We start from the raw sequence: 22474 nt of genomic DNA, 5'->3' as shown, positions 1-22474 counted from the left end.
CGAGCATAGCCGGCGCAGGAGATCGGGCAACGTCGCGCTGCGGCAATCCCGCGCCGGGCCGGGCCTGTGCGTCGAGGCAGGAGCGATGTGGTGGGGGGGGCGTCGAGGCAAGCCGCACCGCCAATCTCGCGCCTGGTCAACACGGCGCGCCGCAAATCGCATGTCACGCTCTATGCTGTTGCGATGTCAGCCAGCAGTCCCGCCGAACGTCGCCAACTGGCGCAACACCTGCCACCGGTGCAGGCCGCCGATGCCGCCGCCATCGAACGCTTCCTGGACCGGTTATGGGCCGAGCAGGGCGTGGCACGGCAGACCCTGGACAGTTACCGGCGCGACCTGGAAGGGATGGCGCGCTGGCGCGACGGTGCTGGCGGCGGCCTGCTGGGTGTCGATCGGGCGGCGTTGTTCGACTATCTGCGCTGGCGCTCTCAGGCCAATTACTCCCCACGCAGCACAGCGCGGCTATTGTCGACGCTGCGGGCGTTCTACGCGCTGTGCCTGCGCGATGGGGTACGCAGCGACGACCCGACGGCGCTGATCGACCCACCAAAGTTGCCCCGTAGCTTGCCCAAGGCGCTGACCGAAACGCAGATCGAGGCGCTGTTGGCCGCGCCCGAGATCGACACGCCGCTGGGCCTGCGCGACCGCGCAATGCTCGAGCTGATGTATGCGGCCGGCCTGCGCGTCAGCGAACTGGTCAACCTGCCGGCGGTGGGGGTCAACCTGCGCCAGGGCGTGCTGCGGGTCACCGGCAAGGGCAGCAAGGAGCGGCTGGTCCCGCTGGGCGAGGAATCCCAGCACTGGCTGGAGCGGTATCTGAGCCAGGCGCGCCCGCTGCTGGCCAGCCACAAGGCGGTGGCGGCAGTGGACGGGCAGGTGCCGTTGTTCATCGATGCAGCGCGGCAGCCGCCCAGCCGCCAGCAGTTCTGGGCGCTCGTCAAACGCTATGCGGCGGTGGCCGGGATCGACCCCGCCACGGTCAGCCCGCACGGGCTGCGGCACAGCTTTGCCACCCATCTGCTCAACCACGGTGCGGACCTGCGCGCGCTGCAGATGCTGCTCGGTCACAGCTCGCTGTCCACCACGCAGATCTATACGTTGGTGGCCCGTCAGCACCTGCAGAAGCTGCACGCCGCCCATCATCCGCGCGGCTGACTGCGGCTGCAGGCGCCGCGGCGGCCCGCCGTGGCCCATTCAACGGCTCGGCCGGCAAACAAAGCGTCCAGCTCGCTGCCTGGCTTCATCTGCGCTGTGCGAGAATCCAGGCACCCCATTCCACTGGATGCGTGAATGTATCGTCTTGCCATCGCCGCGCTGCTGGGCGCAATCAGCCTTACCGCCTGCGCGCAATCCTCGCAGCCTGCGGCAAGCAATGCCGGCGCCAAGCCAGCTGCCGCCGCTGCTCCCGCCGCTGCGGGCAATGTGGACCAGCGTGTGAGCGTCGCGCTCAAGGCGCTGGATCCGGATTTCAAGCCGGACTACATCGGCGCCGCGCCGTTTCCCGGTTTCCGCGAAGTGGTGGTCGGCGGGCAGGTGCTGTACGTCAGCGACGACGGCCGTTACCTGATCCAGGCGCAGCCGTTCGACATCCAGAACAAGCAGTTTGCTGCCAGCCCGGGTCTGCTGGCCTACCGCCGCAAGCAGCTGGAGACCGTGCCCAAGGCCGACCGCATCGTGTTCGCGCCGGCAAACCCCAAGTACACCGTGACGGTGTTCACCGACGTGGAATGCGGCTACTGCCGCAAGCTGCACAGCGAGATCGGCGAGCTCAACAAGCAGGGGATCGCGGTGGAATATCTGGCGTTTCCGCGCATGGGCCTGGGTAGCCAGGACCATAAGGAAATGATCGCGGTGTGGTGCGCCGCCGACCGCAAGCAGGCACTGACTGCGGCCAAATCCGGGCAGCCGGTAAATGCCAAAGACTGCAAGAACCCGGTGTCGATGGAATACACGCTGGGCCAGCGTCTGGGCGTCAACGGCACCCCGGCGATCTTTGCGCCGGACGGCACCCAGCTCGGTGGCTACCTGCCGCCGGCGCAGTTGCGTGAGGCGCTGGAAAAGCGCGCGGTCAGCACTGCCGGCGGCAGCCGCTGAGGTATCCGGCAGCGACGCCAGGATGCTGGCCGCTGTGGCGGTCGGTGTGATCGATCAGGAGGCCGGAATGCATGCATTCCGGCCTCCTGCGTTTTAGGGGCGGGCTGGCACACGGTTGATGCGGTGAGAGCGGCGGTGGACCGGTGGTGGCTAGCGCTGCGGACGTTGCCACCGCGCTGAGACCGGCCCCAAGGCAGGTGGGCGCGACAATCCCTGACGGCATCGCCATCCGCCTTCGCCGTTGCCGCATCGGCCGGAATGCGCCTAATCCGGCCCGGGCTGTGCGAATGATCACTGCATGGATCGGCGGCCCACCCACGCCGGGTCCGGCGCCGACGCATCAGCTCCGTTACAATCTGCAGCCCCGTTTCTGACACGGTTCCCCGGACATGATGGTCCTCGAGGGCGCTTCCGCCCTTTCGCCGTTCCGCCGCGCTCGGCTCGAAACCCGCCTGCAAACCCTCGTTCCCGCGCTGCGCATCACCGGCGCCTGGCACGTGTACTTCATCCGCGCCGAGGCCGGGCAAGCGCCCGACCAGGCCACCTTGCAGCGGATCCTGCAGGCCGAAGCCGCCCCCGCGCCGCGGGCCGAGGATGCTTCCTCGCGCTATGTGGTGCCGCGTCTGGGCACCTTGTCGCCGTGGTCGAGCAAGGCCACCGAACTGGTGCGCGGGGCCGGGCAGCCGATCCAGCGCGTGGAGCGCGGTACCCGCATCGATCTGGCAGGCTGGCCGGCCGACGAAGCGATGCAGGCCGCCGTGGCCAAGCTGCTGCACGACCCGATGACGCAGTCGCTGCTCGGCTCGGCCGCGGCCGCCGAGGCGCTGTTCAACGTGCCCGATCGCGGACAGTTGCAGCGCGTGCCGCTGGCGGCGCTGGAACAGGCCAACCGCGACCTCGGTCTGGCGCTGGCGCAGGATGAGATCGACTACCTGCGCGAACGCTTCGCCGAGCTGGGCCGCGACCCGGCCGATGTCGAGCTGATGATGTTCGCCCAGGCCAATTCCGAGCACTGCCGGCACAAGATCTTCAATGCCAGCTGGACCATCGACGGCAAGCCGCAGGAACGCTCGCTGTTCCGCATGATCAAGCACACCCACCAGCAGACCCCACAGCACACTTTGTCGGCCTACAGCGACAACGCGGCGGTGGTGGAAGGTGTGCCGGCCGCGCGCTATCGCCCGGATCCGGCCAGCGGCGAGTACCGCGCCGAGGCAGTGCTGCCGTCGGCGTTTGCGATCAAGGTCGAAACGCATAACCACCCGACCGCGATCGCGCCGTTTCCCGGCGCCGCCACCGGTGCCGGTGGCGAGATCCGCGACGAAGGCGCCACCGGCCGCGGCGGCAAGCCCAAGGCCGGGCTGACCGGGTTCACGGTGTCGCACCTGCGCATCCCGACCCTGCCACAGCCGTGGGAGGCGCCGCGCGCGCTGAACCCGCGCATGGCTCCGGCGCTGGACATCATGCTCGACGGCCCGCTCGGCGGCGCCGCGTTCAACAACGAATTCGGTCGGCCGAACCTGCTCGGCTATTTCCGCAGTTTCGAGCTTGCCGAAGGTGAGGGCCTGACCCGCGCCTACGACAAGCCGATCATGCTGGCCGGCGGCCTGGGCGCGATCGATCGCAATCAGGTCGAGAAGCTGCGCCTGCAGCCCGGCGATGCGGTGATCGTGCTGGGCGGCCCGGCGATGCTGATCGGCCTGGGCGGCGGTGCGGCCAGCTCGGTGGCGGCCGGCGACAGTGCCGAGGCGCTGGATTTCGCCAGCGTGCAGCGCGAAAACCCGGAGATGGAGCGCCGCTGCCAGGAGGTCATCGACCGCTGCGTGGCGCTGGGCAGCGACAACCCGATCCGCTGGTTCCACGATGTGGGCGCGGGCGGCCTGTCCAACGCCATCCCCGAGTTGCTGCACGACTCCGGCGTGGGCGGCATCATCGACCTGGGCCGCGTGCTCACCGACGACCCCTCACTGTCGCCGCTGGAACTGTGGTGCAACGAATCGCAGGAGCGCTACGTGCTGGGCGTACCGCAGGCACGCCTGGACGAATTCGCCGCCATCTGCGCGCGCGAACGCTGCCCGTTTGCCGCCGTCGGCGTGGCCACGGCCGAGGAGCGGCTGGTGGTTGGCTATGGCGTCCTCGACGCCGGGAATCGGGATTCGGGAATCGGGAATGGCAACAGCACGCTGCCGGCTGCCGATGTCGCTTCTCACCATTCCCCATTCCCCACTCCCGATTCCCCGCTCCCGATCGACCTGCCGATGGACGTGCTCTTCGGCAAGGCACCGAAGATGCATCGCGATGCGGTGCATCCGCCGGCGCCGCAGTGGCCGGTGCTGCAGACCGCCGCGCTGGACCTGCAGCAGGCAGGCCTGCGCGTGCTGGCGCATCCCACGGTGGCGTCCAAGAGCTTTCTGGTGACCATCGGCGACCGCAGCGTGGGCGGCCTGACCGCGCGCGAGCAGATGATCGGGCCGTGGCAGCTGCCGCTGGCCGATTGCGCGATCACCCTGGCCGGCTTCGACACCTTCGCCGGCGAGGCGATGTCGATCGGCGAGCGCACCCCGCTGGCGTTGTTGAACGCCGCCGCGTCGGCGCGCATGGCGGTGGGCGAGGCGATCACCAACCTGTGCGCCGCGCCGGTGCAGACGCTGGACAGCATCAAGCTGTCGGCCAACTGGATGGCCGCCGCCGGTCACGCCGGCGAAGACGCGCTGCTGTACGACGCGGTGCGCGCGATCGGCATGGAGCTGTGCCCGGCACTCGAACTGAGCGTGCCGGTGGGCAAGGACTCGCTGTCGATGCAGGCGCAGTGGGTTGTCGGGAATGGAGAATCGGGAATCGGGAATGGCGAAACGCCGCAGCCCTCCGCTTCCACCATTCCCCATTCCCCATTCCCCATTCCCGGTGAAACGCACAAGAGCGTTTCACCGGTCTCGCTGATCATCAGTGCATTCGCGCCGGTCGGCGATGTGCGCACGCAGTTGACGCCGTTGTTGCGCAGCGACGAAGAGAGCGAGCTGTGGTTGATCGGGTTGGGCGGCGGCAAGCAGCGCCTGGGCGGTTCGGTGCTGGCGCAGGTGTATGCCGACGCTGCGGCATTGCCGGCGTTCGGCGGCGAGGTGCCGGATCTGGACGATGCGCAGCGGCTGCGCAGCTTCTTTGAACTGATCCGCGCGGCGCGCGAGAGCGGCCTGTTGCTGGCGTACCACGACCGCAGCGATGGCGGTGCGTTTGCGGCGCTGTGCGAGATGGCGTTCGCCTCGCGGCAGGGCCTGGACATCACCCTCGATGCCTGGGGCGACGATGCGTTCCGCAGCCTGTTCAACGAAGAACTGGGTGCGGTGGTGCAGATCGCCAGCGAGGACCGCGCCGCGTTCGCCGATCTGGTCGAGCGGCATGCGCTGACCGAGTGCGCGCAGCGCATCGCACGCCCCACCGGCGCGCCACGCATCCGCGTGAGCGGGCAGGGCCGGGTGCTGGCCGAGTGGCGTTGGGAAGCCTTGTTCGACGCCTGGTGGTCGGTGACGCACGCCATGCAGAAATTGCGCGACAACCCGGAAACCGCCGACGAGGAGCGCGCGCAGGCACGCGACTTCCAGGCGCCGGGATTGCGTCCGAAGCTGGTGTTCGACCCGTCCGAAGACGTGGCCGCGCCGTTCGTGGCGACCGGTGCGCGGCCCAAGGTGGCGATCCTGCGCGAGCAGGGCGTCAACGGGCAGATCGAGATGGCCTACAACTTCGAACGCGCCGGTTTCCGCGCGTTCGACGTGCACATGAGCGACCTGATCGAAGGCCGCGTGGATCTGGCGCAGTTCTCCGGGTTTGCCGCCTGCGGCGGCTTCAGCTACGGCGACGTGCTGGGTGCCGGCCGTGGCTGGGCCACCTCGATCCTGGAGCGCTCGGCCTTGCGCGATGCGTTCGCCGCGTTCTTTGCGCGCAGCGATACCTTCGCGTTGGGCGTGTGCAACGGCTGCCAGATGCTCAGCCAGCTCAAGGACATCATTCCCGGTGCCGAGCACTGGCCGCGCTTTTTGCGCAATCGCAGCGAGCAGTTCGAAGCGCGCACCGCCTTGCTGGAGGTGGTGGAGTCGCCGTCGATCTTCCTGCGCGGCATGGCCGGCTCGCGGATCCCGGTGGCGGTGGCGCATGGCGAAGGCCGCGCCGAGTTCGACACCGTGGTGGATCAGGCGGCTGCCCGTGTGGCCCTGCGCTTCATCGATGGCGATGGCGCGGTGGCATCGCAGTACCCGCTCAATCCGAACGGCTCGCCGGACGGCATCACCGGGCTGACCAGCAGCGACGGCCGCGCCACCATCCTGATGCCGCATCCGGAGCGCACCCCACGCACGGCAAACCTGAGCTGGTACCCGGCCGACTGGGGCGAGGACTCGCCGTGGCTGCGCATGTTCCGCAACGCGCGGGTCTGGTGCGGTTGACGGTGCGGAGGTGTGTGGCGTGAGCTGAAGCGCCGTACCAACCGTGTCATTGGACGGCCGTGTGCAGCGATGCACACGGCCGTTGTCGTTTCCGGTGTCGGAGCTACGCGACTGCGTGGGGTGGTATCGAGCCCTTCGACCGTTGCCGCGAGCGGCGTGGCGATGCGTGGTGCTTTATGAGCAAGAAAATGCATGGCCGCGTTTGGGTCGACTGCAGGCTCCCAAGGAGCCGGGCTCGCCTGCAACAGCTGCCAATGGCAGCCACGTCCTTGCACGCAGCGCGCGCAGCGGCAGGACACTCGAGAAAAACGCGGCTTTCCAGCCTGGCTTGCGGCCAGCACAAGGCTTGTCGCCATCACGTTGCATGCGTTGCTGGTGGGGGCGAACGCCTGCGGTCGCATTGGCGCTGTTGCGATGAACTGCATTTAGTGAAGGTCGAAACATGGTTTACTTTAAGTAACTATAAAAACTACTAGGTATTTAGTCGAAGTATCTGGTGATGCTGCTTGTGTGACGTCAATCTCAATTGAACTTTTGGTTTTTCAATAGATTCAGACCACGTTATGAATCTTCGATTCATGGCGTTTCTGCAGCACTTTATGGATTGATCGTGGATGCTTTTGCGCGGGTAGTTGCCGCTGCAGAAGCAGGACGAGTGCGTTTTCGATAAACCTCAGGGGGACCGTGCGATGCAATCGCACGGTGGTCGGTTTTTACATGCCAGACCAATGGGGAGTCAGTCGGTAATGAAGCGAATTCAATTGGATGCCGGTGGTGAGCAGCGTGCTCATCGCCGAACGGTGAGGCTTGCCCGCGATGCGGGAAATCAAGCGCTATATCGATCTGCGGGGCATGCGCGCGGCAGGCTGGCGGCGGCAATGCTGCTGGCGCTTGCCGGCATGGCTGGAGTTGCCCAGGCCACGACCACGCAAGCCGACACGCTTGCACATTGCACGGTCGTCCAAGGCCAACGGCGTTGCGACACCGATGCGGCGACAAGCGACAGCGCCGCGCCTGCAACAGCGCGCGCGCAAGCAGCGGCAACGCCTGCGGCCGATGCCGATGCACCGGCGTTTGCGGATGGGCAGGATGCGCTGGCACTGGGCAATGCGAGTAATGCGCTGGGCGATGGAACCAGCGCGTTCGGCGGCGGAAGCCTGGCCTTGGAGCGCGACGCCACCGCGATCGGACACAACGTGTCGGCCGCAGGGGAATCGGCAACCGCCGTCGGCAGCGTGGCAACGGTCTACGACTACGACGCATCCGGATTTGTCATCGGGCAGCGCGAACAGGCCACGCAGGCGTCCGGTGTGGGGGCCACTGCCGTCGGCGGTGGTGCAGTGGCTGGGGATCCGTTTTCCAGCGCCGTTGGCAGCGGCGCCAGCGCCACTGGCGTGCAGAGCGCGGCGCTGGGTTATCGCGCACAGACCTTCAACGACGGCGCCACCGCGATCGGCGGGTTATCCACGGCAAGCGGTTTTCTCTCCACCGCCGGCGGCTACAGTTCGCGTGCCAGTGGAGACACGTCCACGGCCTTCGGTTACCGGGCGCGCAGCCAAGGCAGCAGCAGTATCGCGGTAGGCGATACCGCATTGGCCAGTGGCGTGCAGAGCGTGGTGGTCGGTGGCATCAGCAACTTCGGATCGATCACCGCCGCCACCGGAACAGGCGGCATCGCGCTCGGCGCAGGTGCGCAGAGCCAGTCCGATTATGCGATTGCCATTGGCTACGATTCCAACATCTTTCCCAATGCGCCAGGCAATACCGATGCAGTGGCGATCGGCCACAGCGCCGGTTCGTTCGCGCCACGCACGGTGTCGCTGGGTGGTTTCGCCTTGGCGATGGGCGATGGTGGTATCTCGATCGGTCACGACAGCACCGCCTACACTGAAAACAGCATCGCGTTGGGCGCACGTGCCGGCACCTCGTGGTTCAACGGCAACAACACCGCGATCGGTGCAGATTCCGAAACCAATGGCATCGACGCGGTGGCGATCGGCTATGGCGCGCGTGTGGGCGATTTTGTCGACGATGCCTGGAACCGCTCTGCCTCCAGCGCCGTCGCACTGGGCGCGCATTCCTACGCGAACCGCAGCAATACAGTATCGGTTGGCGATGTGCAGGCGGGGCTGACGCGGCAGATCACCAGCGTGGCGGCAGGCACCGAGGCAAATGATGCGGTCAATGTCGCCCAGCTCGACAGCGTGCGTGCGGTAGCCGACCGTCTCGACAGCACGCTGGCGATTGGCAAGACCGATACGGACGAAGCCGCCGCCCATGTCGACGGACTCAACGCGCTGGCGCTGGGGAGCGCCAGCAACGCGATCGGCGATGGTGCCAACGCGCTGGGCTCGGGCAGTCTGGCACTCGGGCGCGATGCCGTGGCCGTCGGCCGCAACGCCAGCGCGGCCGATGCCTCGGCCGTTGCAGTGGGTGGCGTCGCGTCCGTGCCGGTGTTCGATGCGGTGGGTTCCATCGTCGGCGCGCAGGAACAGGCCACCCTGGCCCAGGCGCGCGGTGCAGCGGCGCTGGGCAGCGGGGCGATTGCCACGCGCAGCTTCGCCACCGCGGTCGGCACGGGGGCAGCGGCCAGTGGTGAGCAATCGATGGCGGCGGGATTCAGCGCACGTGCGCAGGATGATGTCGCCACCGCGGTGGGCGCGTTCTCGACCGCGCGCAGTACGGCGGCGTCGGCCTTCGGTTTTGGTGCGCGGGCCGACGCGAGCATGACCACGGCGGTGGGCTTCAATGCCTCCAGTCTTGGCGAGAGCAGTGTTGCCGTGGGCAGTCTGGCGGTTGCCGCCGGCGAGCGCAGCGTGACGCTCGGCGGCATGTCGCTGATCAGCTCCACGCTCAGGCCGGCGGGTGCGTTCCGGGTCGGTGGCGTTGCCATCGGCGCAGGTGCGCGCAGCGACGGCGATTACGCCGTTGCGCTTGGCTACAACGCCAACGTGTTCTCCAACGACAACAATACCGACGCGGTGGCGATCGGCCATAGCGCGGCTTCGTTCGCTCCGCGCACGGTGTCGCTGGGGGCATTGGCATCGGCCGAGGGCGCGGAGGGCATCGGCATCGGCTATGACGCGCGTGCCACCTCCAGCAGGAGCATCGCGATCGGGAGCGGCGCCAATACGTCGATCCTCTATGGCGACAATATCGCGCTGGGAACCAACGCCAAGGCGGATGCGCCCGATGCGATCGCGATCGGGCGCAATGCCAACGTGGGTGTGTTCGTCGGCGAAACGGGCAGCGCGGCGGTGGCATTGGGCGTGCAATCAAATGCGTTGGGCAACAACAGTCTGGCAGTGGGCTACAACGCGTTTACCCGCCAGGGTGGTCGTGATGCCGTCGCACTCGGTGCCAATGCCGGTGCCAGCGGTGCCGATTCGGTGGCGCTGGGCGCAGGTTCGCGCAGCTACGAGGCCAACGTGGTGTCGGTGGGCAACGGCAATGGCCGCGGCGGCCCGGCCACGCGCCGCATCGTCAATGTCGGCAACGGTGCGATTGCCGGTGGCAGTACCGATGCGATCAACGGCGGCCAGCTGTTCCAGTCGTTGAGTAATGCCGCCAGCTTCCTCGGCGGTGGTGCGGCGATCGGTGCGCAGGGCGTGTTCGTCGCGCCGACCTACGTAATCCAGGGCAGCAGTTACCGCAATGTGGGCGAGGCGCTGACTGCGCTGGACAGCAAGGTCAGCGAGCTGGATGCGCGTGGTGGTACCGCGACGCCTGGCGCTGCGGCGCGTTCGGCTGCAGCGCGTGCGGCAACGGCGCCAGCCCCGGCTGCGGACGCCTCGATTGTCGCCACTACCCCGGATGCGACAGCCGATGGCCTGCAGTCGACATCGCTGGCCATTGACGGCGTGGCCGACAGCGCGGTGTCCTCCGTCACCGCAACGGCGAGCGGGCTTGCTGCAAGCAACGCGCTCCAAGGCACGCCCACCGCAGCAACGGTCGGCAGCATCACTCCAGCTGCAACGTCCACTGCCGTTGGCACGGCCGCAGTGGCCAACCACGTGACCGGCACGGCGATCGGCGGCAGCGCGTATGCGCATGGCCCCAACGACACCGCAATCGGCAGCAATGCGCGCGTCAATGCCGATGGCAGCACCGCGGTCGGCGCCAACACGCAGATTGCCGCGGTGGCGACCAATGCGGTGGCGATGGGCGAAGGCACGCAGGTCAGTGCGGCCTCCGGCACGGCGATCGGACAGGGCGCGCGTGCCAGTGCGCAGGGTGCGGTCGCGCTGGGTCAGGGGGCGGTTGCCGATCGTGCCAACACGGTGTCGGTGGGCAGCGTCGGCGGCGAGCGTCAGGTGGCCAATGTGGCCGCTGGCACGCGTGCCACCGATGCGGTCAACAAGGGCCAGCTGGACAACGGCGTTGCCGCGGCCAACAGCTATACCGACAGCCGCTACAACGCGATGGCCGACAGCTTCGAGACTTATCAGGGCGATATCGAAGACCGTCTGCGTCGGCAGAACCGTCGCCTGGATCGTCAGGGCGCGATGAGCTCGGCGATGTTGAACATGGCTGCCAGCGTCGGTGGTATCGCCACGCAGAACCGCGTCGGTGCCGGTGTCGGTTTCCAGAACGGCGAGTCGGCGTTGTCGGTGGGCTATCAGCGTGCGATCAGCCCGCGCGCCACCTTGACGGTGGGCGGCGCACTCAGTGGTGACGACCGGTCGATCGGCCTGGGTGCCGGCTTCGGCTGGTAGCGCAGGTCTTGCCATCGCAGCGGCTGCGCTTGCGGCGGCTGCGTGCTCACTCATTTGCATTTCATCTTGAAGAGGACGTCAGCGTGATTCAGACCCATCGTTCCCGAACCCTCGCCATTGCCTGCAGCGCCGTGCTGTCACTCGCCGGCGGCCTCGCCAGCGCGGCCACACCAGACGGCATGCGCAGCGCGCAACAAGTGCAGGCCATGCGCGATGCACCGGTCGACGCCATCATCGTCACCTATCGCAGCGGCACAGTGAGCGCGCGCAACGTCGGCGCCGCGTCCACCGCCACCATCATTGCAGCGGCATCACGCGCGGCAGTGCGCCTGGCACCGGCCGCCCGCAGCGGCGCGCAGGCGGCGCCGACGCATGTGCGCACCCTGGCGGTGGGCGGAGAGTTGATCCGGTTGCCCTCGCAACTCAGTCGCAGCGACGCCGACCGCCTGGTGCGCGAGCTGCAAGCTGATCCGGCGGTGGAACATGCACAGATCGATGCACGCGCCTATCCGTTGCAGAGCAGCGGCGGCAGCTTGCCCAACGATCCACTGCTGGCGAGCAATCAATGGCATCTCACCGATCCGGTCGGCGGCATCGATGCGCCGGCGGCGTGGAAGACCGCGCAGGGCGAGGGCGTGGTGGTGGCGGTGATCGACACCGGCATCCTGCCGGCGCACCCGGATCTGGCCGGCAATCTGCTGCAGGGCTACGACTTCATCACCGATGCCGGCCGGTCGCGACGTCCGACCGATGCGCGCGTGGCGGGTGCGCTGGACCGCGGCGACTGGGAAGCCGAAGACGGCGAGTGCGGCATTTTTTCCGCGGCGCATGACAGCTCCTGGCATGGCACCCACGTGGCCGGCACGATCGCCGAGACCACCGGCAACGGCATTGGCGGTGCCGGTGTGGCCTACAAGGCCAAGGTGCTGCCGGTCCGCGTGCTCGGTCACTGCGGCGGTTCGTTCTCGGATATCAGCGATGCCATCGTGTGGGCGTCCGGCGGGCATGTGGAGGGCGTGCCGGACAATCGCGACCCGGCGGAAATCATCAACATGAGCCTGGGCGGCTTTGGCCCCTGCGATTCGGTCACGCAGGCGGCGATCGACGGTGCGGTGTCGCGTGGTACCACCGTGGTGGTAGCGGCCGGCAACGATGGCTCGGATGTGTCCAGTGCGGTGCCGGCCAACTGCGCCAATGTGGTGTCGGTGGCGGCCACCCGCCTGACCGGCGGCCTGGCGTACTACAGCAATTTCGGCAGCTTGATCGATCTGGCCGCACCCGGTGGTGGCGCACGCGATCTGGCAACCGACACCTTGTACGACGGCCCGATCGGCAGCTGGATCTGGCAGACCGGCTACACCGGCAAGACCACGCCCACGTCCGGCCAATTCGACTACATCGGGCCCGGCTTTGCCGGAACCTCGATGGCCTCCCCGCACGTGGCGGGGACTGCCGCACTGGTGCAGAGCGCGCTGATCGCCGATGGCAGGCCGCCGCTGACACCTGCGGCGCTGGAACGCCTGCTCAAGCGCAGTGCACGCGCGTTTCCGGTGCAGTTGCCGTTGAGCACGCCGGCCGGCACCGGCATCGTGGATGCCGGCGCGGCGATCGATCGTGCACTGCGTCGCTGCGACAGCGGCGATCTGGGCTGCCAGCTGGATGCCCAGACGCTGCGCAACAGCGTGCCCGAGCGCGGCTTGTCCAATGTGGCCGGCGATGCCGGTGTATTCGCCTTCGAGGCGAACGCGGGTGCGGTGCTGAGCTTCATCAGCTTCGGCGGCAGCGGGCAGGCGGCGCTGTATGTCGCCTTGGGCCGCGCGCCGAGCGCGACCGACAACGACGGCATGTCCAGCCGCAGCGGAACCAGCCAGACGGTGCGCTTCACCGCACCGCGTGCCGGGACCTATTTCATCCGGCTCGACGGCAGCGGCTTCGATGGAGTGAGCCTGTTGGCGCGTCAGTGATCCGACACATGGCGGCGCGAGGGGGGGGCACTGACGTCGGTTTCCTGACGCAACGGTACGGGCAAAACCGCTCTCGTCCTGCACCATGATGGGCTGAGTGGTCGGCGCGGGGAGCGCTGGTCCGATTCCTGACCTGTTCGGCGCGCGGTTTTGCGCAACCAAGCCTGCTGGCGTCCTGCCAGCGGGCTTTTTTGTCTGCTGCGGACATGCGCATTCAGCTTGGAAATGTCTCTCAAGACATGACCTAGATCGCTGTTTTCCAAAGAATTATCAAAAAACGAATAAAAGCAAGCAGAAGTGTGATGAAACGCACGCTCAGCTTCGCTTTCTGTCAAAAACTTGACGCCTGATTTGACCGCTGTTAACACTTCGCTCAGTTCTATGGTTGGGTAGCGTTCACTTTTTGACTACCCAGGGTGCAGCTTCCCGCGCACCGCCATTTGGCCCATGGCGCCAATCACCACGGGGAACCGCAGCGGCTGGAACGCCTCGCGATGGTGGGTGTTCGTCAAAAAACCAGTCCCAACATTCAGGAGCAGTGCGTCGATGAATCGGATTTATCGCAAGGTCTGGAACAAATCGTTAGGCGTGTGGGCCGTGGCATCGGAATTGGCCAGCGGCGACAGCCCGGGCGCAGTGAGCACCGCCGCATTCATCGACCGCCGCCAGAGCCGTTGCCTGGTTGCCGCGATCGCCCTGGCGCTGGGTAGCGCCGGCATCGCACTCCCCCTTTCTGCAATGGCGCAATCGGTCGAGATCGGCCGCGGCGCGTCGGCACCTGCCGCCAATGCCACCGCCGTCGGCGCCGGCAGCCGCGCCAGCGCGACCGGTGCGCTCGCCAGCGGTGCCGACAGCAGCGCCAGCGGCGTCAACAGCAGCGCGATCGGCCGCCAGACCAATGCGATCGGCGAGAACGCGGTGGCCATCGGCTACAACAGCTTCGTACGCCAGAGCGGCGAAAACGGCGTCGCGCTGGGTGCAAACGCCGGCGTGACCGGTGCCAACTCGGTGGCGCTGGGCGCAGGCTCGCGCACCCACGAAGACGATGTGGTGTCGGTCGGCAGCGGCAATGGGCGCGGCGGCCCGGCCACGCGCCGCATCACCAATGTCGGCGCCGGCGTCAACGCCACCGATGCGGTCAACGTGGCGCAGTTGCGCGACGTGGCCGACGTGGCCGAAGACACGGCCACGTTCTTCAAGGCGACCCCGGGCGAAGACAGCGTCGGCGCCTATGTCGAAGGCGATAGCGCGCTGGCTGCCGGCGATGCGGCCAATGCGGTAGGCACGGCGACCACTGCGCTGGGAACCGGTGCCAATGCGGTGGCCGACAATGCCACTGCGGTCGGCGCCAATGCGCTCGCATCCGGGCAGAACAGCGCGGCATTCGGCCATAACGCGCAGGCCAACGGCCCTGGCAGCGTGGCCGTGGGCGGCGCTGCCGTGGACGAAGACGGCGAGCCGTTGGTCACCAACGGCGGCGTGCCGGTCACCACCGGCGCCACCAGTGCTGGCGTCGGCGGAACCGCAGTCGGCGCCAGCGCCAATGCCGATGGCTTCGCCGCCTCGTCGTTCGGCGTCGGTGCGTATGCGGCCGGGACGCAGTCTTCCGCGTTCGGTGCGGTGGCCAATGCGGCAGGCGATTACGCCACCGCCGTGGGCACGCAGACCAGCGCCAGCGGCACCAGCAGCACCGCTGTCGGTGGTCCGGTCGATTACATCCCGGGTCTGGGTTTCTTCGTACAGACCCAGGCCAGCGGCGAAGCCTCCACCGCGCTCGGCGCCGGTGCGATCGCATCGGGCAGCTACACCACGGCAGTGGGCACGCTCAGCGAAGCCTCCGGCACCGAAGCCACCGCGGTGGGTTACTTCGCCTATGCACCTGGCGAAGGTGCCACGGCAGTCGGCCCGGAATCCTGGGCCAGCGGCGAGCTGAGCACCGCGCTGGGTTACTACAGCACCGCACGCGGCGCCAACTCGGTGGCCTTGGGCGCCAATTCGGTGGCCACGCGCGCCAACACCGTGTCGGTGGGTGCGGCTGGCGACGAGCGTCAGATCACCAACGTCGCCGCCGGTACCGAAGGCAGCGATGCGGTCAATCTCGATCAGCTCACCGCCGTGTCCGACGTCGCCGCCACCACCGCGCGCACGTTCGTGGCCACCGGCGATGGCACCGCGATTGCCGAAGGCGTGGACAGCATTGCGGCCGGTTCCAATGCATCGGCTTACGAGGATTACAGCACTGCGCTGGGTTCGAGCAGCCTGGCGTCAGCGGTCAACACCACTGCGGTCGGCAGTGGTGCGGTGGCCAATGTCAACAATGCCACCGCGCTCGGCTTCAACAGTATCGCCAGCGACCGCTATGCCACCGCCGTGGGTGCCGACAGCACGGCATCGGGCTTCTATGGCACTGCAGTCGGCGGCACCAGCGTGGCCAATGGTCGTGGCGGTACTGCGATCGGTTTCGAAAGCATCGCCAACGGCCTCGAATCCACCGCGCTCGGCTTTGCCAGCGTGGCCTGGGGCGATACCAGCACCGCAGTGGGTGCGGAAAGCACCGCCTACGGTGCGGGCAGCGTCGCGGTGGGCATCACCTCGGCCGCCAGTGGCAGCGTTTCGGTCGCCATCGGCGACAACGCCTATGCCGGCGGTGGGCGTGCAATCGCCATCGGTTCGCAGTCAGTCGGGTATGGCGATCGCAGCATTGCGCTGGGCACCGAGGCAGTCGTCGAAGGCGCAGACAGCATTGCGATCGGCGACGGCGCACGGATTGCGGTCGACAACAGCGTTGCGCTCGGCGTCGGCGCAGTGGCCGATCGCGCCAGCACGGTGTCGGTGGGCACGGTTGGCGGCGAGCGTCAGATCACCAATGTCGCTGCCGGTACCGAAGGCACCGATGCGGTCAATCTGGATCAGCTCACGGCAGTATCCGATGGCGCCGCCAACACCGCGCGCACGTTCGTCGCCACCGGTGACGGCACCGCAATTGCCGAAGGCGCCGACAGCGTTGCGGCAGGTTCCGATGCGTCGGCGCTCGCCGATAACAGCACGGCGCTGGGTGCCAGCAGTATCGCCAGCGGGCGCGGCGCGACCGCACTCGGTTATGAAAGCCTTGCCAACGGTGCTGCATCCACTGCGGTGGGTGTGGCCAGCGTGGCGTGGGGCCAGGGCAGCACGGCACTGGGTACCGACAGCGTGGCCTACGCCGACAACAGTGTTGCGCTGGGCGCCGGCGCGGTTGCCGATCGCGACAATACGGTGGCGGTCGGCAGCGCCGGTGGCGAGCGCCAGATCACCAATGTCGCCGCCGGTACCGAGGGCACCGATGCGGTGAACCTGGATCAGCTCAACGCAGTCGGCGAAACCGCCGAAACCACTGCGCGTCTGTTTGCCGGCACCGGCACCGGCACGGCCGATGCGCAGGGCGAGGACGCCACTGCAGCCGGCTCCAACGCCACTGCGGACGGCGATTACAGCAGCGCGTTCGGCTCCAGCAGCCAGGCCACTGCGATCGGCGCCGTCGCCATCGGCAGCGGTGCCAGCGCCACCGCGCAGTACGCCAATGCAGCCGGTTACAACGCCGCTGCCAGTGGCTACGGCAGCATTGCCAACGGCGCCTTCAGTCAGGCCAGCGGCGATTACGCGGTGGCTGTGGGTGGCGAGAGCGAAGCCGCCGGCGCGCAGAGTACCGCGCTGGGTGCAGCGGCAGGTGCGTATGGCGATGGTTCCCTGGCTGCCGGCACGCTGAGCGTGGCCGATGGCAGCGAAACCACCGCGGTGGGCTATTTCGCCAGCGCCAGTGGCGAGTCGGCCACTGCGGTCGGCGCAGAAAGCGTGGCCGATGGCACCAGCGCGGCGGCGTTCGGCTTCGGTGCCGAGGCCACCTCCAACTACTCCACCGCCTTGGGCGGCTATTCCAGTGCGACCGGTTTCAACAGCACCGCGCTGGGCAATTTCAGCACCGCCAGCGGCTCCAATACCGTGGCCGTGGGTGGCGATGCCACCGCAACCGGCGACTACAGCGTTGCGGCCGGCCAGGGCAGCGTGGCCAGCGGCTACAACAGCGTGTCGGTCGGTGGCGCCCTGCTCGGCCTGTTGCCGACCGAAGCCTCCGGCGACTTCTCCACCGCGCTCGGCGGCGCGGCATGGGCACCGGGCCTCAACAGCACCGCGCTCGGCAATTTTGCCGAATCCACCGGCGAAGGCAGCGTGGCGCTGGGCGCCGATTCGGTGGCCGATCGCGACTTTGCGGTCTCGGTGGGCAGCGCCGGCAACGAGCGTCAGATCACCAACGTGGCCGCCGGTACGCAGGGCACCGACGCGGTGAATCTGGATCAGCTCAACGCCGTTGCCGAAACCGCGCAATCCACCAGCAAGTACTTCCAGGCCAGCGGCAGCGATGACAGCGATGCCGGCGCCTACGTCGAGGGCGACAACGCCCTGGCCGCAGGCGAGGGCGCCAATGCCACCGGTACCGGCGCCACGGCGTTGGGTGCCGGTGCGCAGGCGGTGGTCGATAACGCAACGGCGGTTGGCGTGAGTGCGCTGGCCAGCGGAACCGGCGCAGCGGCGGTGGGCAACAACGCCCAGGCCACCGGCGAAAACAGCAGCGCCGTCGGCAGCAATGCCCTGGCCAGCGATGTCGGCGCCAGCGCAAACGGTGCCGGCGCGCAGGCGATTTCGACCTATGCGACCGCGCTCGGCAGCGAAGCGGTGGCATCGGACAACCAGGCCACCGCGGCCGGTTTCCGCAGCACTGCCTCCAATGTCGGCAGCGCCGCCTTCGGTGGCTACAGCGAATCCAGCGGCAGGCTGTCGTCGGCGCTGGGCTATGGTGCGGTGGCGTCCAGCGACTACAGCACCGCCGTGGGTGCCGCCGCACTGGCCTCCGGCGCTAGTGCAGTGGCCGTGGGTGAATTCAGCGAAGCCACCGGCGAAGAAAGCGTGGCCGTCGGCGGCAGCACGTTCTTCGGCTTCATCCCGGCGCGTGCTTCCGGCACCGGCGCTGCTGCATTCGGTGCGGGTGCGTGGGCCACGGCCGACTACACCACCGCGATCGGCTGGAATTCGTATGCCGACGGCGTCAATGCCACCGCGCTCGGTCAGAGCGCGGCGGCCCTTGCCGACAATACGCTGGCCCTGGGTGGCAACAGCCGCGCCGATGCGGTCGGCGCCAGCGTGGTCGGTGTGGATGCATCGGCAACCGGCATCAACAGCACCGGTGTCGGTCGTCAGGTCAATGCGATCGGCGAGAACGCGGTGTCGGTGGGCTACAACTCGTTCGTGCGCCAGAGCGCGGTCAATGGTGTGGCCCTCGGTGCCAACGCCGGTGCGACCGGTGCCGATTCGGTGGCGCTGGGTTCGGGCTCGCGCACCTACGAAGCCGACACGGTGTCGATCGGCAGCGGCAATGGCCGCGGCGGTCCGGCCACGCGTCGCATCGTCAATGTCAGCGACGGCCAGGCGGCGACCGATGCGGTCAACAAGGGCCAGCTGGATGCCCTGGCGGCCGATGTGCAGACCACCACCGGCATGGTGCAAACCACCGGTGAAGGGGTGGCCAGCGCAACCGGTGATCGCGCCACTGCGGCGGGCGCCGGCGCAACCGCCAGCGGCGCACGCAGCGTGGCGATCGCCTCCGGCAGCCGCGCCTCGGCCACCGGCGCCAGCGCCATGGGTGTGGACAGCAGCGCCAGCGGCGTGAACAGCACCGCGATGGGCCGGCAGACCAATTCCATCGGCGAAAACGGTGTGGCGTTGGGCTACAACTCCTTCGTGCGCCAGAGCGGTGCCAATGCGGTGGCGCTGGGTGCCAATGCCGGTGCCAGCGGTGCCGACTCGGTGGCGTTGGGCTCGGGCTCGCGTACCTACGACGCCAACGTGGTCTCGGTCGGTAGCGGCGATGGCCGCGGCGGCCCGGCCACGCGCCGCATCGTCAATGTCGGCAACGGTGCGATTGCCGGTGCCAGTACCGATGCGATCAACGGCGGCCAGCTGTTCCAGTCGCTCAGCAACGCCGCCAGCTTCCTCGGCGGTGGCGCGGCGATCGGTGCGCAGGGCGTGTTCGTCGCGCCGACCTACGTGATCCAGGGTGCCAGCTACAACAACGTCGGTGCAGCATTGACCGCGTTGGACAGCAAGGTCACCGAGCTGGATGCACGCGGTGGTACCGCAACGGCCAGCACCGCGGCACGCACGCTGTCGCTGCGCACTGCAGGGGTGCCTGCAGTGGCTGCGAGCGCAGTGAGCGCATCGAGCAATGCCGTTGCCGATACCGGCGCAGGCGTGCAGGGCACGCCGACCGCCGCAGTGGTCGGCAGCATCACCCCGGCTGTAACATCCACCGCCGTTGGCACGGCCGCAGTGGCCAACCACGTGACCGGCACGGCGATCGGCGGCAGCGCATATGCGCATGGCCCCAACGACACCGCGATCGGCAGCAACGCACGCGTCAATGCCGATGGCAGCACCGCGGTCGGCGCCAATACGCAGATTGCTGCGGTGGCGACCAATGCGGTGGCGATGGGCGAAGGCGCGCAGGTCAGTGCGGCCTCCGGCACGGCGATCGGCCAGGGTGCACGTGCCAGTGCGCAAGGTGCGGTCGCGCTGGGGCAAGGGTCGGTTGCCGATCGTGCCAACACGGTGTCGGTGGGCAGCGTCGGCGGTGAGCGTCAGGTGGCCAATGTGGCCGCCGGCACGCGAGCCACCGATGCGGTCAACAAGGGGCAGCTGGACAACGGCGTTGCCGCGGCCAACAGCTATACCGACAGCCGCTACAACGCGATGGCCGACAGCTTCGAGACCTATCAGGGTGACATCGAAGACCGTCTGCGCAGGCAGAACCGCCGCCTGGATCGTCAGGGCGCGATGAGCTCGGCGATGTTGAACATGGCCGCCAGCGTCGGTGGCATCGCCACGCAGAACCGCGTCGGTGCCGGCGTCGGTTTCCAGAACGGCGAATCGGCGTTGTCGGTGGGCTATCAGCGTGCGATCAGCCCGCGCGCCACCCTGACGGTGGGCGGCGCACTCAGCGGTGACGACAGTTCGATCGGTGTGGGTGCCGGCTTCGGCTGGTAACGCGCTGCTGCATGACACGCGGCGGCGCCGATGTGCGCCGCCGCGCCAGAGCAAGGCCTGAGGGGGCGGGCAAGGACCGTGGCTGGGCCGGCCAACGGATTCGATGGAGTGATGGCCTTACCAGGAGTGGCTGATCGAACGCAGCGCACTGCACCGCAGTTGCGCCGCAGTTCGGAAGCCGCTCCCAGCTGATCGACGAAAAACACGAAGAGGACTTCACCGTGATCGACAAGAATTTCCGTCTCTCCCCGCTGACCGGCGCCATCCTGATGATGGCACTCGGTGCATCGGGCACGCTCGCTGCTGCCCCGAAACTGCTGGTCAAGGAACCGACCCAGGCAGCATCGGCCGGCGCTGCGTTCAGTAGCCGCCTGATCGTGCGCTACAAGGACAACACTGCTGCGGCGACCGATCGCGCCAGCAAGCTGAGCGCGGTGCAGGCCGCGGTCGGCCGTGTCGGTGCGAGCACCGGCGCACGCAGCAGCGCAGCCGCCGCCAAGGCGACGTATGTGCGCAAGCTCGGCATCGGCTCGGACCTGATCAAGCTGTCCAGCACGCTGACCACCGCCCAGGTGGACAAGGTGGTGGTCGAGCTCAAGAACGACCCGTCCGTGGCCGACGTGCAGATCGATCGCATGCTGCGCCCGGTCGACATCAAGAAGAGCGTCGCCGCCACTGACGTGACCCCGCAACTGGTCCCCAATGACCCGCTGTACGCGCAGTACCAGTGGCATCTGAGCAACCCCAACGGCGGCATCAATGCGCCGGCCGCTTGGGATCTGTCGCAGGGCGCGGGCGTGGTGGTGGCAGTGCTGGATACCGGCATCCTGCCGGGCCATCCCGACTTTGCCGGCAACCTGCTGCAGGGTTACGACTTCATCACCGATGCCGAAGTCTCGCGTCGTCCCACCGATGCCCGCGTGCCGGGCGCGCTGGATTACGGCGACTGGGAAGAGGCCGACAACGTCTGCTATGACGGCTCGGTGGCACAGGAGAGCTCCTGGCACGGCACCCACGTCTCGGGCACCGTGGCCGAGGCGACCAATAACGGTGTGGGCATGGCTGGCGTGGCGCCGAAGGCGACCATCCTGCCGGTGCGCGTGCTCGGCCGTTGCGGCGGCTACACCTCCGACATCGCCGATGCGATCGTCTGGGCGTCCGGCGGCACGGTCGCTGGCGTGCCGGCCAACACCAACCCGGCCGAGGTGATCAACATGAGCCTGGGCGGCGGCGAGCCCTGCGATTCGGCCACCCAGCTGGCGATCAACGGCGCGGTCGCGCGCGGCACCACCGTGGTGGTAGCGGCCGGCAACAGCGGCGAAGATGCGGCCAACCATTCGCCGGCCAGCTGCAACAACACCATCACCGTGGGTGCCACACGCATCACCGGCGGCATCACCTACTACTCCAACTACGGCAGCAAGGTCGACCTGTCCGGCCCGGGCGGCGGTGGCAGCGTGGACGGCAATCCGGGCGGTTACATCTGGCAGGCCGGCTACACCGGTGCGACCACGCCGACCTCGGGAACCTATACCTATATGGGCTTGGGTGGCACCTCGATGGCATCGCCGCACGTGGCCGGTGTCGTCGCCCTGGTGCAGAGCGCGGCGATCGGTCTGGGCGATGGCCCGCTGACCCCGGCCGCGGTGGAAGCCCTGCTCAAGCAGACCAGCCGTCGCTTCCCGGTGACCCCGCCGGCCAGCACCCCGATCGGCAGCGGCATCGTCGATGCCAAGGCCGCATTGGAAGCGGTGCTGGTGGAGCCCTGCGATCCGGCCACCGAGAGCTGCGCGCCGACCGCCATCGCCCTGACCAACAAGGCCCCGTTGACCGGCCTGAGCGGTGCTTACGCCAGTTCCACGCTGTACAGCTTCGAAGCCAAGGCCGGTGCCGTGCTCAGCTTCATGACCTATGGCGGCACCGGCGATGTGTCGGTATACGTCAGCCATGAAGCCGAGCCTAGCGCCACCAGTTACGACGCCAAGTCGACCCGCCCGGGCAACAGCGAAACCGTGCGTTTCACTGCCCCCAAGGCCGGCACCTACTACATCAAGTTGGTGGGCGCTGCCGACTACGCGAAGCTGACGCTCGTCGCACGACAGTAAGCCGTCTCATAGTGTGACCGATGCCCCCGGCCAATCACCGGGGGCATCGTTTTTCAGGGCGATTCAGATGCGTACGGTTGATCGTC

At 68.0% G+C, this 22474-nt stretch carries 7 protein-coding genes; all 7 read left to right on the top strand.

Annotated elements, in window-relative coordinates; all coding sequences use genetic code 11:
* The first annotated feature begins 183 nt into the window (after window positions 1-183).
* The 7 genes from xerD to AC06DU_RS17035 all read left to right on the top strand — a co-directional run bounded on the left by xerD (window position 184) and on the right by AC06DU_RS17035 (window position 22388).
* Window positions 184-1155, top strand: coding sequence for a site-specific tyrosine recombinase XerD (gene xerD, locus AC06DU_RS17065; protein ID WP_478202892.1), 972 nt, complete (start codon window positions 184-186; stop codon window positions 1153-1155).
* A 135-nt stretch (window positions 1156-1290) separates the two neighbouring features.
* Window positions 1291-2094 carry a DsbC family protein gene (locus tag AC06DU_RS17060; RefSeq protein ID WP_016902881.1) on the top strand — a complete coding sequence of 268 codons (804 nt, stop codon included), beginning with the start codon at window positions 1291-1293 and terminating at the stop codon, window positions 2092-2094.
* A gap of 389 nt (window positions 2095-2483) precedes the next feature.
* A complete protein-coding gene (purL, locus tag AC06DU_RS17055) occupies window positions 2484-6530 on the top strand; it encodes a phosphoribosylformylglycinamidine synthase (protein WP_478202891.1) in 4047 nt (1348 codons plus the stop codon).
* A gap of 746 nt (window positions 6531-7276) precedes the next feature.
* Complete coding sequence (locus AC06DU_RS17050) at window positions 7277-11245, top strand: YadA-like family protein (protein WP_478202890.1); 3969 nt, start codon at window positions 7277-7279, stop codon at window positions 11243-11245.
* 83 nt (window positions 11246-11328) lie between these two features.
* Complete coding sequence (locus AC06DU_RS17045) at window positions 11329-13209, top strand: S8 family peptidase (protein WP_478202889.1); 1881 nt, start codon at window positions 11329-11331, stop codon at window positions 13207-13209.
* Between the two features lie 546 nt (window positions 13210-13755).
* Complete coding sequence (locus AC06DU_RS17040; RefSeq protein ID WP_478202888.1) at window positions 13756-20283, top strand: ESPR-type extended signal peptide-containing protein; 6528 nt, start codon at window positions 13756-13758, stop codon at window positions 20281-20283.
* Window positions 20284-20504: 221 nt separating this feature from the next.
* A complete protein-coding gene (locus tag AC06DU_RS17035) occupies window positions 20505-22388 on the top strand; it encodes a diffusible signal factor-reguated S8 family serine peptidase (RefSeq protein WP_016901936.1) in 1884 nt (627 codons plus the stop codon).
* The last annotated feature ends 86 nt before the right edge of the window (window positions 22389-22474 follow it).

Source organism: Xanthomonas sp. NCPPB 3200 (assembly GCF_056393585.1).
This window is presented reverse-complemented; position numbering and strand designations above follow the sequence as displayed.

Bases quoted from the DNA above. Each gene is read 5' to 3' on its own strand.
- AC06DU_RS17040 (WP_478202888.1), top strand. From the start codon at position 13,756: ATGAATCGGATTTATCGCAAGGTCTGGAACAAATCGTTAGGCGTGTGG.
- purL (WP_478202891.1), top strand. From the start codon at position 2,484: ATGATGGTCCTCGAGGGCGCTTCCGCCCTTTCGCCGTTCCGCCGCGCT.
- AC06DU_RS17060 (WP_016902881.1), top strand. From the start codon at position 1,291: ATGTATCGTCTTGCCATCGCCGCGCTGCTGGGCGCAATCAGCCTTACC.
- AC06DU_RS17050 (WP_478202890.1), top strand. From the start codon at position 7,277: ATGAAGCGAATTCAATTGGATGCCGGTGGTGAGCAGCGTGCTCATCGC.
- xerD (WP_478202892.1), top strand. From the start codon at position 184: ATGTCAGCCAGCAGTCCCGCCGAACGTCGCCAACTGGCGCAACACCTG.